Here is a 12,108-nt window from a genome sequence, read left to right on the forward strand (position 1 = left end):
ACCCCCCTTATTCTTGGACTTATCCAGCGAACCACTCAGGTGTCAGGCATGCAGGTGTGGAGACACTCTGGGTTCACCCTCGCAATAGGGGGGCCGCGATGGGGCCTGTAGCACACAAGGTCATCAGAAGTCGTTGCCCGTGCCGTGGGATGAATAGATGCGAGCTGCTTTCCAGTTGTGGTGGCAGACTGTGTGTGGAACAAGTGCCACCATCGCCGCCAAGCTACGCAGGGTAGTGAGTACCTTGGTCATCTCTTGCAGAACGAGCCATATCAATTCTTGGGAAGTTGGGGGAGATATTCGGAAGCTTGATGGAAGGCTGATGCATCATAGAAGTGCATGATTTCTCATTGGATAAATAGTTTTATTTGTCGGTTTTTGCTTCACATGCCGGCTGCCGATTGCTAGGATGTTTTTTGCTCTTGGCTGATGAAATATGGAGAATGAACCCGCCAAGGGTCATGCAGGTGTGAATCAGATGATCGATTACACCCCCCGATAAAAGCAGGCGGTAGTGCAGTCAAGGACGGCGGGCAATAGCGTTGAGGTGCATGCGAATATTTCAGGGAGGGGGATTGAGCCTGCTCCGCTGCACTTGTTTTCTCTGGCTAAATCTCAGCCAGAGTCATATTTCGTTCTACCCTGATAGACCCATATCCAGACTCCCTTCCGCAGGCTGCCGGCTGTACTCCGTGTCAGTAATGCCATGGCGGTTGTAGACCGTCGGCACTCCGGGCATGACCAGCAATCTCATCCAGCTTCTCGCTTCCGCAGACCGCTAGGTACTTGCGGTACGCCGGGCCCGAACTCCGGGCTTTCGATAAATGCCTGAAGCCGTTGCAAACCTTCATAAACCGTGGATACCGACAACATGCTCTCTGCTTCCCCGACTATCGAGTCGCTGTGTAATCAGCTGATAACCCTCCGCCAGCACCTGGCGGCTGCACAATTTGGCCCGCTGGAGGTATTCTTCGACGATGCCGCTGCCGAATGGCTGGACACCCCGCGTCGTGCCTACGGCTACGTCTGGTATGTGAAGCACTTCACGGAAGGGCCTTTGCCGCTGCCGGACATGTTGGTTCAACTGCAGGCATGGTGCGCGAGTTCGCCGACGTCCTATCATGCGCATCTGCTCTATGGTCAGGCCTGGGAGAGTGCGGTCGGAAAGATACGTACGTCATATTGCGCTGACTATGTGGAGCAGGCTCAATGGGCCGGTGCACAGATGGCGCGTGATCATGGATTGGCGGCCTACCTTCGGGCCATCGCCCTGCACCCAAGACCGGCCATGGCGCTGCACCGCATGATGCGCCTGGGGGCTTATCTGGGGGAGCCGCAATGGCTCCTGGACCTTGCACAAGGCAAGGACCCATGCGGCCATGATGCGTTGCAGGCGCAATGGGGGCCGGAAACCTGGGAAGGAGGCTTGACCCTGCTGAAGGAGTATGGCGACAGTCTTGTGGACATTCCAGCGGCTCTTCCTCCTGACTTGCCGCGGCGCGCGGCGGGGGAGCTCGATGACGGCAAGACCTACTGGCTCCGCCTGGCGTTGATGGCGCGCCCCGGCGACAGTGATGTTCTGGGCGACTACCTGTATTTTCTCTACCCGCGCTGGGGTGGGAGTCACGCCGAAATGGAGGCTTTCATCGAAGGCCCCATCTGTGCCGGTTTGAGCGAGCATGAGCGCGACGAATTGCGTTTCGCGCAGGCACTCGACTATCTTGGTTTCGGAGCCTACCCGGATGCAGACGACACCGAGCGTCTCGAAGCATTCGCAGACGAGTTCGAACGCTGCCTGCAACTCGATCTGTCACCGCTGAGCAGGGTCCGGGCGTTGTGCCTGTATGCCGACTTTCATCGCTCAGCAGCGCGAAGCGAAGACGAGGGCAATGTGCATTGGGATCGTGACCGGTTGCAACGCGCGTATGACCTGCTCGCGGAGGCCATGGTATCCGCTCCCGCAGCCGTTGACTTCACCGGGAAGACCTATCCCAATACGCTGTATACCCTTCAGGCGTGCCTGTGGTTCAACGGCATGCCTGATACCCAGGAGCTATTGGGGCAGGTTCTGGATCGTGCCGTACGCTGGGGCAACGACTCCGAGGCCCAATTGCTCGCTGCTATCGGCAGCCGGTTCGGACTTTTCGGCATCGAGAAGGGCGCTCATGACCCTGCCGCCCTGATCGACCAGGCGCTGGCATCGACGGCACCGGAGATCAACATCACCCAACTCGGGTCCAACCTTTGGGATTACGTTCCCCACGAGGCCGTGTTGTTCCTATGGCAAGAGTGCGCCGCGCGCGGTAATGGCGATGGCTACATGGGGATGAGCGAGTTGTATGCCGGCAAGATTGATCCGACATTCAATCCCATCGACGAAGCACTCTCGCTCCAGTGGCTGCGCAAGGCCGCCGAGGCTGGGCACAGTATTGCCCGCTGCAATCTGGTCTTCAGTATCACCGACTCCGGCGAACCCTTGAGCACTGCGCAGTATGCGCAGTGCAAGGAATGGATGGAGGATGTCTGGGAGAATGAAGGGCCGGGCACCCGGCTTGAATCTGCGGCGGCAACAAACCTTGCATGGCTGATGATGCATGGCGATATCGACGAGGACCGGCGTGCGTCTCTGGACGAGGTTCTCGCCTGGATGTGGGCCGAGGACGATGACCGCGACCAGCGTGTAGCCGCGTACAGCTATGCCGAGGCTTTCCTGGAAGGCAGAGGATGTGCGCCGAATCGATACCTGGCGAAAATCTGGATCGATCGCGCTCTGGCTATCAGTCCCGACAATGAACATTATCGCGACATGGCGGACAAGATCTACCGGCGCGGCACATTCCTCGGGGCATGGAGAGCGGCGCTCGATTTTCGCAGGGCTCGCGGGCGCATCGATGACCGGGCACACCGTCTGACCTTCGGCAGGGGAGAGCCTGACTTTGCTTAGTCAGTTCTCGGGCAAAGAGCCTGTTCGCTCGAAACCGCCCGCCAAGTCGGTCGGTTTGGCGCATTGGTATGAGCGCCTGCATATCTGGCTCTGGCTGACCATCGGCTACACAGCCATCGCAGGGCTGGTGCTGTTGCCCATTCTGGCTCTGCTGGGGTTGGCCTTGTACGTGTATCCGCTGCTGCAAGGGGGGGCAACGACGCTGTTGGCCTTGCTGGCGGTCTTCTACGGCATCGATGTCATCCGGGTGCTGCATCGGCCTGCAGAGTCAGGCGTCGAGGAGGCGACTGTGCTCCGAGAGCAGGATGCCCCCGGGCTGTATGCCCTGATAGATTCAGTCCGAGCCAGTGTCGGTGGCCCAGCCGTGCGTACAGTCATTTTGTCCAATCGGTTGAACGCCAGCATATCGCAACGGGGCTCTTTTCTCTGGCCGGGCAGGGCCCGGCAGACGATGGAAATCGGGCTGCCCGTGCTTTGTCTGCTGCCTGTCGAGCAGGTCGGCGCGATCATTGCCCATGAGTTTGGACACCTGAGGGGGAAGCACGGACTGCTTGGCCGACGCATCCAGGCATTGCGCCAGTGCTTGATCCGCCTGGAGGAAAGCCTGTCCGAGCTCGGTGGAACTGCGTCGCGGCATTGGGGCTGGTTCCACCAGATTTCCTGTTGCGGCCTGCATCTTTTCCTGCGCTGGTATGTTCCCCGCCTGGATGCCAGAACGTTCGCGGTTCGGCGTGCGGGCGAGTATGTGGCCGATCAGGCGGCGGCGCGCTGGCATGGGGCGCAGACCTTCATTCAGGCGCTGTACTTGCTGGAGTTGGCCGAGCGCTATTTGCACCAAGAGTTCTGGCCAAAATGGTGGGACGAAGCCAGGACCTCACCCATCCCGTGCGGGGCACCTTTCTCGCAACTGCTCTTGGGGAAAGGCATGGACGACATGACGCCGGATCAGGCAACGGAGTGGATCTACCATGCCTTGCGCACGCCCACTAGTGATGAGGATACGCATCCGTCATTGCACGACCGCGTGACCCGGCTGGGCGCCAATACCCTGACCGAGACGGTGTGCTCTCCTATTGGCGGAGTCCCTCATTTGCTGCTTTCCGAGCCATTCCTGCGAGACGTTGCGGCGAAGATGGACGCGCAATGGTTGAAGGCTGCAGAACCGGGCTGGACGCGCCACCACCAGGGGTGGCAAGAGGTGGTCGCCGAGCATGAGGCTCTGCGCTTGCGTGCTACGACCCAGCGCCTGTCAGTATGGGACTGGCTGGCCATGTCGGAAAAAAGCAGACGGTTGAGCGATCCATCCTGGGAAGCGGAGTTGCAGCAGGCGTATTTGCTGGCGCCCGACAACCCGGACGTGCTCCATGCTATGGGGGCGGCGCACCAGAAACAGGGCAGGCTTGAAGAGGCTGCTGAATGTCTGCTGCGGGCCATTGAGCTCGACCCAATGGAAACCTTGCGCTGCTCGCGAGCGCTGACAAGACTGAGTCTGGCACGCGGTGACATGCCGGGAGCAGCGCGCCATCGCCGGCGCGTTGATGATGTAGTCAGGCAGCAGAGAGCAATCGATGCGGAGTTTGACGCGGTCCATGAAGGTGATGACCTTGCTCCCCATGGGCTCCCCTTGCACCGCATTCGCCAGCTCGAACAGGATTTAAGGCCCATCTTCCATTACGCCGAGAACATCTGGCTGCTCAAGAAGCTGTCGCGCATCGACACTGGGTTCAGTCGGTACGTGTTCGTCGTGGTGTCCGGGACGCGGGGATGGCGATATGTGCTGGATCGCCTGTTGATGCGTGGCGGCCGCCAGCAGGAAATCTGCCGAAGGCTGGCGCAAAGCCTCTACCCGGACTTGCCCGCGACGCCGCTTTGGCATTTTTGTACGCCAGACGCTTCGCTTGCCCGACGTTTAGCAAAGGATGGCGTGCCACCTTTGAAATAATTGATTCTGAATCATGTCGGTAGAACTTTGAGCGAGCTGGGAAAGAGGCGGAGAATATTAAAAACCACGGAGCATTGATGTGTGAGAAATTTTTGAGATATTTTTTAATTTCGTTGGAGGTTATTTTAAAAAAACGATGTCGTCTGGTATCGAAAAATAAATTCGATGAATTTGCATGGCTTTGCGATAGGGTGAGGCTAATTATGATTTTGGAGGGTTATATGAAAACGTCTATGAGATTTTTACTGGTTTTGGGTGCTTATGCATTACTTCCTCGGGTTGGTTATGCTGAGGATTTTAAAATATATGAAATTTCAAATAAGGCTGGAACTTGCAAAGTCACGATAGCAACTTTGAATGAGCCTGATGATAATTTTAAATGGAGTAGCGAGAAATGCATAAATGGGAAGGCGGCAGGTAAAGGATGGGTTGCGTGGTCTGATGAAAGAAAATGGCAGGGTGACTTTGAAGATGGCTTCCGTAAGTATGGGCGCTTTGTCTATCCTGGAGGATGGTGCGAAGGTAAATACAAAGAAGCCCTGGAAGGGCAGGCAAAATGTTTCGATAGCAACTACGGGCTCACGTTCGAAGGTAACTATCACATGGGGGTGCGTAGTGGCATAGTTACTGAGAAGGGTAACGGTACTTATTTCAAAGGCCTCTGGGCTCATGACCAGAAAAATGGCTACGGAGAAATGCAGTGGGCTAATGGTGATCGTTATAAAGGTAATTACAAGGATGGCTTATATGATGGAAAAGGAAAATACATTTATGCCAGTGGCCAGATTTATGAAGGGGACTACAAAGAAGACGATCGGGATGGAAAGGGGCGGATGACCTATCCCAACGGTGACTGGTACGAAGGTGAGTTTAAGCGCGATAGTAAGAACGGCCAGGGTATCTATTACTGGGCTGAGCACAATGAGCGATTTGTTGGTCTTTTTCGAGACGGGGATCCGGTCAGTAAGAAGGGTAAGTACTTGAAGGGGGAGGGGAAATAATGCGGCCTTCAATTTGGCACTATTGCATCAATGGGATGTAATGAGATGCTGTTCGCCTGGCACCAGTCCTAAAATAATATAGGGCGAGCTGTCCTAGCGTAGCATCCAAAGGCCTCGCTGCGGGTGATTCTGAACTGCGGGCATTATCCGATGCAGGAGTGCCCTCCGTTTTTGCCACGATTATCCGGGAGTTGCTGCATAGTGCGGCTGATTGAGTGAGGTCTCAACGGCCAGCAGCAGCAAGACTGTCTGCGTGGTAGTGCGCCGTAGGTCTGGAAGATTGCAGCTACCCGGACATGTCAGGCACTCAGGGTGTCCCGTGCTTACCACTGGCTATGTCAGGCGTGTTGGAAAGCCAGTCCAGCGCGGAGAGCAGCACGCTGCCATCGACCGCGCCTTCGATCGTGAGCGTGCGTCCGGTTTCGCGGTCGTGCAGCCGCAGTGTGGGCGTTGCTGTGATGCCGGCCTCGGCGGCTTCATCGGCCTGGGCTCGCACAAGGGGCGCAGGGCGTTCGCTGTCCAGGCACGCTTGTACTGCCGGCGAGAGATTGGGGGGAATGGCTGCTGCTGCGGGTCCCTGGCCGTTGCCGCGCGTATTGGCGTAGATCCAACCGACTGTCTGCCAGAAGGCCGCAGCGCCGCCTACTTCGCCCTGGCATTCGGCGAGGCGGGCTTCGCGTGATGCGACCGGCTCGTGTGCCGACAGGGGCAGGTGATGCCATTGCAGTGCCACGTCCATGTTCGCTTTCACCCATCGCAGCAACTGGGGGATTGATGTCTGGCAGTACGGGCATTCGAAGTCGGCATACACCACGATCGTGAAGCGGGCACCGTCACTGCCGTATATCCAGGGCGGACCGGACTGCGAGGTTGGGGCTGCAGCGGGGCGGCTCTCCTCTTGTGGGCTGTGGCTCAGCAAGATGGCGCCTGCGGCGGCGCCCTGCATCGCCAGAGCCAGGATGATCCAAAGGCGGCGGCGGATGAATAGATAACGGGGCATGCACGGCTCCATGTCAGACTTGGGCGTCGAGAGCCAGGGGTTCAATGCCGCGCTTACGGTCGATTGCCTCGGCAACTTTGAACGCGGCATCCAGCTCGCTGATGCCGTGCTCCTGCATCAGCCTGAAACGCTCCGCCTTTTCTTCCTGCTCGGTCATCGCCATGGCGAGATAGAGGCTCGGTGGTACCGCGCGGAACAGCATCTCCATGGACTTGGACAAGATGACGCCTTCGGTGAACTTGCCAGCCTCTTTGCGCGCGGAGAGCATCAGCGCCTTCTGTGCCGGTGTCAGCTCACGGAATCTTGCGATCTTCTCGACTTCATCGGGCGGCATGTTCAGGCAGATCCACCACTCGATCATGTTGAGCATTGGTTCGGCTGCCTTGGGCAGGTCGTCCAGGTTCTGCGTGGCGAGCCAGAACCACTCCCCCAGCTTGCGCCACATCTTGGTGATCTTGACCACGTAGGGCGCGAGCAGCGGGTTCTTGGTGATGATGTGGCCTTCGTCTGTCACGTTGATGATTGGGCGTCCGAGGAACTGGTCGCGCTCGGCGATGTTGTTCACCGTGTTGATCAGGCTGATGTAGGCGATGGAAAGCTGGGCGCTGTAGCCTTCGCGGGCGAAGGTGGCCAGGTCGACGATGGTGATGTCGGCCTCGGGCCATGGCGTTCCGGGCCGGTCGAACATCTCGCCGTCCACGCCCTGCGTGAACATGTCCATGGCATCGGCCATTTCCAGCAGGCGCGTGCGCCGGGATTCTGGCAGCGATGTGTCGTGGCCGCGCTCGCGCAACGCATCGCGCACGTCGCGCGTGAGGGCGGTGCGCTTCGCAGCGACGCAGCGCTGGGCTGCCTCCAGGATGCACTGGCGGATCAGACTGCGGTCGGCGCGCGTCATGCGGGCCTCCTCCCGCTCTTCGCCGCCGGTGATCATCAGCCGTGCGGTGATCTCCAACTCGCCCAGTACATCGCGCTGGTCATCGCCTTCCGCGTTGGCGGTGATCGCATCCGTTTCATCGCCCAGCGCGTCGGCGTCCAGCGTTTGGATCTGTCCGGGCGTGTCGACCAGGCGCCAGGCATCGGCGAACGGAGCCAGACTGACGCCGGAGCCTGGTGACAGCTTGACCCGGTGAACTGAAAGCCCCAGGCGTGCGGCAAAGTCGCCGTACAGGCCGAAAGAGTTGCCGGCCTCGACGATGAATAGCCGCGGTCGGTACACGGCAGTGACCTGGTTGAGCAGGTTGTTGAGCGTCGCACTCTTGCCCGAGCCGGTGGGGCCGAACAAGAAGAGGTGGGCATTCATCTGCCGGTCGAGCCGGTTCAGCGGATCGAAGGTAATGGTGCCGCCACCGCGGTTGAACATCGTGATGCCGGGGTGGCCGGTGCCCTGGCTGCGGCCCCAGACGGGCGCCAGGTTGGCTGCGTGCTGGGCGAACATCAGTTGGGTGTACCACTGGCGCTTGTCCTTGGCGGGATCGAACATGCATGGCAGCCAACGTAGGTAGCTGTTCAGCGGCGCCACCTCGTCTTCTTCGCGCACCGGCTGCAGGCCGGCGTTGAGCATGACGTTGGCGAGCTGCAGGCCGCGCGCGTCGAGTTCGGCCAGGTCGCGCCCGCGCAGGTAGAACGCCAGCGCCCCACGATACAGTTTGTGCGCACTGCCGATGATGCTGCGGGCTTCGTGCACGTCTTGCCGGGTCTGCTCGGAGGCCAGCGTCTCGCCGACGGCCTTCTTGCTCAGGTGGTTGAGATGGGACTCGAGCACGTCCTGCGGTGTGGCGACAAGCGTCAGGCACATCACCGTGTCTTCGGGCATCTGGTCGAACAGCGCGTTGACCGCATCGCCGCCTTTGCGCATTTCGCCGGTCAGGTGACCGATGCCCGGCGGTGACCGCAATCGATCCACGGTCATGACCCGGTGCGGCAGGCCGTCAAAACGCCAGACGCCGTGCTCGACGTCCGATTGCGGCTGGCCGAAGAACAGGCGCCGCGCAAAATCGGTGCCGCTGGCCAGTTCGATCTCGCCCGGCTCGGATTCCTCAGGATAGGCCGCCAGCGCGTAGAAGCGCTCGCGATCAACCGCTTCGTGGCCGAGCAAGGTTGGGTTGGGGTTGAACCAGCGCAGCAGCCAGTCGTGTACGTCGGTCGCCGTCATGCGCCGCGCGCGAACGCCAGCGTTTGCCAGGCCCCCGAGCAGGCGATCGCAGACCACTGTCAAGGCATGTTCCGGCGACTGGCCGCGCCGCGCCGCAGGAGCCGATGCACGGCGGTACACCACCATGCGTATGCGGCGTATCTGGCCGCGCCACGGCAGGCGGGTGACGGTGGTGTCCTCGAACAATCCGCCTGGCGCAGCGACCGCGCGCAGGTGGTGTGCGAAGAAGCGCTCATAGAATTCGCTGAACGCCGAGCCCTGCGCGCGTGGCTGAATGTAGCTGTGCAGGGTGTTCAGGTAGCTGGCCCAGTCCGTCTCGTCCTGGGCGTAGAGCTGGACTACCCATGGGTTGTCGTCGAGTTCGTCGAACGAGTCCTGCAGCGCGTTTTCCAGGCTGTCGCGTATCTGGGCCAGCCAGTGCAGCTCACGGCCCTCGGTGCCTACCGGTGTCAGCTCGAAGAAGGCCGCCACCGACGCACCATCCTCCAGCAACAGGCTTTGCGCTTCTGGCAGATACTCGACCCAAGGCAGCATGTCGACGAAGGACGGGGCGACGTCATAGAGCTGCTGCTCATCATTTAACGTAGCGCGCTGGCTTGACCCTGTATTGCCGGGTTCGGGGATCCCCGCCGCGTCTAGCATTCGAACGTGCCTGCTCCAGGCATCTGTCTCTCTTGGCTCTTGGACGCGCATTGGCGCGCGTTGAAAGTGCTGGCACCAGGTCGTCATAGCGGCCCCCTGGCGAGAATTGGTTGTCCCTTATCCAGCAAGGGGAGCGGATGGCATAGCTTCACGATGGCAATACCGATGAAATGGGGTGCTGCCCAGTGTCATCAAAAAAACAGTGCGTGGCTGCCAACAATCCGGGTTGCCTGCTCTCCAGATAGTCCCGGTGGTGTGGGCAGGCGAGATGCCGGGCCTCCCGTTGAATTCGGCACGTGACCAGGTTTCCAGAGCTAATTCAGCTTTGATGGTGATAGAGTGGTAAATTCTTTCTTAAGAAGCAACAAACGAGATTTATGCCTCTTGAGTGCTATGGCGCTTAACTCTATAATTTTGGGGATTATGGAGCTTACAGGGCAGGAAGGCACAATATGTTGGATTTAAGCTTTAGCAAGCCCAGTGAAATCGTCAAACTGCTGTGCGAGCGTCTTCGCACGGAGCGGCTGGCGTTGCAGATGACTCAAACCGATGTGGCCGCGCGCGCCGGCGTCGGCGCCAATACCGTGTCCAACCTGGAGGCCGGGCGTAATGTGAGCCTGGAGAGCGTGGTTCGCGTGGCCATGGTTCTTGGACGAAGCAAGGAGCTTGAGGGACTGTTCCTGCCGAAGCTGGACAGCCTGGAGGACATCATTCGCTACGAGAACAGTGCTAAACGTCAGCGCTCCAAGAGGAGATCGAAAAATGATTGAACGAGTAAACGTCTACTACGATGGCTGGGGGGAGCACTGGCTGTGGGGTTCAATGGTTTCTACAACGGCCATCACGGGACGCCCGTTGGTTGTCTTTGAGTACAGCGATGAAGCGAGGAATAGAGGGTTGGAGCTGTCGTCATACACCCTCCCTTTGAATGGGCCAAAGTTGCGCAGAGACTTTCCGCCCCATCAGTTGGGACTGCCAGGCCCTATCTATGACTCGCTGCCTGATGGTTGGGGTATGCTGCTGATGGATCGGTTGTTCAAACGCCGCGGTCTCAATGCAGCGCGAATCGGGCCTCTGGAACGTCTGGCTTACATTGGGGGCAACGCGATGGGAGCTATGTCGTTTGAACCCGTGGCGCCTGAGCTCCAGGAGCAGCAGGGGCATATCTCTCTCGATCTGCTCGCAGCCGAAGTGCAGGATGTCCTCAACGGTGAGGGTGGCGCATTCCTGGAACACCTGTTGCAGGTGGGCGGTTCCCCGCAGGGGGCCAGACCTAAAGCCTTGGTCTATCGTGATCGCAATACGGGCGGTTTTTCTACAGCTGCCATGCCTGGCTCGGAAGCCTGGCTGATCAAGTTTCCTGCCAAGGAAGAGCACCCTGAGGTGTGTGCTGTTGAGATGGTCTATGCCGAGTGTTTGCGTCAGTGCGGCATTCAGACACCAGACACGTTGTATTTTGATTTGCCCAATGGAATGGCGGCATTCGCTTCCAGACGGTTTGACCGACAGGACGAACTGCGCGTTCCCATGCAAAGCCTCGCTGCGTTTACCGGCGCCGACTACAGAAGTCCGGGGGTTTTGGATTATGTGAATTTCTTACGCGCCACTCGCATGTGCACCAACGATGTACGGGAAATGGGACGGGCATTCGAACGGGCCGTCTTCAATGTCGTGTTCAATAATCGAGATGATCACCCCAAGAACTTTGCCTACGTCATGCAGCCGTCCGGCGAATGGAACTTGGCGCCCGCCTACGACGTGACTTTCTGCGAAGGACCCGGTGGTTACCACCAAATGGATGTGATGGGCGAAGCGCTTGAAATAGACCGGGCGGCATTGCTTGCCCTGGCAAGGGAAGCGGAAGTTCCCGCGCACGTTGCGGGCGACATGATCGACAGAATGTGTGGTGTGGCCAGCCAGTTTGCGAGCATCGCCAGGAGCGGCTATCAGGGTACTATCACCGAAGATACCCTAAGAGACATCCAGCGTCGAGTTGACGAGAATATCGCTCTGTTACGCTAATCTGTGCCTCAGAAGGCTGGGGCTGGTTATGCTACTGTCAACAACGGGTAAAAAGTGATCCACTTACCGTCACCACCAACGGTCTAATATTGATCCACCTTGTTTACTCAGGATTAGCTTCCGCTATAACCCCGGCCTTTCGTTTCTGCTTCAGCCGATAGCTCTCTCCTTTTATCTGGACTACGTGTGAGTGATGTAAGATCCGGTCCAGCATCGCCGAGGTCAGGGCTGCATCCCCAGCGAACGTCTGGTCCCACTGCCCGAACGGCAGGTTAGAGGTCAGGATCATCGCGCTCTTCTCGTAACGTTTGGCAATGACCTGGAAGAACAGCTTGGCTTCCTCCTGACTGAACGGCAGATAACCTATTTCATCGATGATAAGCAGCTTCGGGGCCATGACAC

At 58.8% G+C, this 12,108-nt stretch carries 8 protein-coding genes; 5 read left to right on the top strand and 3 right to left on the bottom strand.

From position 1 onward, the window contains the following. Nucleotides 1-871: 871 nt before the first annotated feature. The 3 genes from M6G53_RS20545 (at nucleotide 872) to M6G53_RS20555 (ending at nucleotide 5,887) form a co-directional block, all read left to right on the top strand. On the top strand, nucleotides 872-2,944 hold the full coding sequence (locus tag M6G53_RS20545; RefSeq protein ID WP_253334157.1) for a DUF4034 domain-containing protein: 2,073 nt from the start codon (nucleotides 872-874) through the stop codon (nucleotides 2,942-2,944). Continuing rightward, nucleotides 2,937-4,886 (top strand): tetratricopeptide repeat protein, encoded by a 1,950-nt coding sequence (locus tag M6G53_RS20550; protein ID WP_253334158.1) that lies wholly within the window; start codon nucleotides 2,937-2,939, stop codon nucleotides 4,884-4,886. Before M6G53_RS20545 ends, M6G53_RS20550 begins: the two co-directional genes overlap by 8 nt. Before the next feature lie 77 nt (nucleotides 4,887-4,963). Further along, nucleotides 4,964-5,887 (top strand): MORN repeat-containing protein, encoded by a 924-nt coding sequence (locus tag M6G53_RS20555; protein ID WP_253334160.1) that lies wholly within the window; start codon nucleotides 4,964-4,966, stop codon nucleotides 5,885-5,887. Nucleotides 5,888-6,194: 307 nt separating this feature from the next. Here the strand turns inward: M6G53_RS20555 and M6G53_RS20560 are convergent, their stop codons facing one another. Together M6G53_RS20560 and M6G53_RS20565 are read right to left on the bottom strand one after the other, a co-directional pair. Next, nucleotides 6,195-6,887 carry a DsbA family protein gene (locus tag M6G53_RS20560; RefSeq protein WP_253334162.1) on the bottom strand — a complete coding sequence of 231 codons (693 nt, stop codon included), beginning with the start codon at nucleotides 6,885-6,887 and terminating at the stop codon, nucleotides 6,195-6,197. Between the two features lie 13 nt (nucleotides 6,888-6,900). Beyond that, nucleotides 6,901-9,684 carry a conjugative transfer ATPase gene (locus M6G53_RS20565; RefSeq protein ID WP_436286540.1) on the bottom strand — a complete coding sequence of 928 codons (2,784 nt, stop codon included), beginning with the start codon at nucleotides 9,682-9,684 and terminating at the stop codon, nucleotides 6,901-6,903. Nucleotides 9,685-10,136: 452 nt separating this feature from the next. Between M6G53_RS20565 and M6G53_RS20570 the strand changes: the two genes are divergently transcribed. Next, entirely contained in the window at nucleotides 10,137-10,454 is a 318-nt protein-coding gene (locus tag M6G53_RS20570; RefSeq protein WP_057388673.1) for a helix-turn-helix domain-containing protein, read from the top strand. Beyond that, a complete protein-coding gene (locus M6G53_RS20575) occupies nucleotides 10,447-11,706 on the top strand; it encodes a type II toxin-antitoxin system HipA family toxin (protein ID WP_253334164.1) in 1,260 nt (419 codons plus the stop codon). Before M6G53_RS20570 ends, M6G53_RS20575 begins: the two co-directional genes overlap by 8 nt. A gap of 103 nt (nucleotides 11,707-11,809) precedes the next feature. Here the strand turns inward: M6G53_RS20575 and M6G53_RS20580 are convergent. After that, nucleotides 11,810-12,108 (bottom strand): ATP-binding protein (locus M6G53_RS20580; RefSeq protein WP_253334166.1); only part of this gene is annotated, 299 nt, incomplete at its 5' end.

The organism is Serratia nevei, assembly GCF_024160145.1.
In the GTDB taxonomy this organism is placed as follows: domain Bacteria; phylum Pseudomonadota; class Gammaproteobacteria; order Enterobacterales; family Enterobacteriaceae; genus Serratia; species Serratia nevei_A.

Bases quoted from the DNA above. Each gene is read 5' to 3' on its own strand.
- M6G53_RS20560 (WP_253334162.1), bottom strand. From the start codon at position 6,887: ATGCCCCGTTATCTATTCATCCGCCGCCGCCTTTGGATCATCCTGGCT.
- M6G53_RS20570 (WP_057388673.1), top strand. From the start codon at position 10,137: ATGTTGGATTTAAGCTTTAGCAAGCCCAGTGAAATCGTCAAACTGCTG.
- M6G53_RS20565 (WP_436286540.1), bottom strand. From the start codon at position 9,684: ATGCTAGACGCGGCGGGGATCCCCGAACCCGGCAATACAGGGTCAAGC.
- M6G53_RS20575 (WP_253334164.1), top strand. From the start codon at position 10,447: ATGATTGAACGAGTAAACGTCTACTACGATGGCTGGGGGGAGCACTGG.
- M6G53_RS20555 (WP_253334160.1), top strand. From the start codon at position 4,964: ATGTGTGAGAAATTTTTGAGATATTTTTTAATTTCGTTGGAGGTTATT.
- M6G53_RS20545 (WP_253334157.1), top strand. From the start codon at position 872: ATGCTCTCTGCTTCCCCGACTATCGAGTCGCTGTGTAATCAGCTGATA.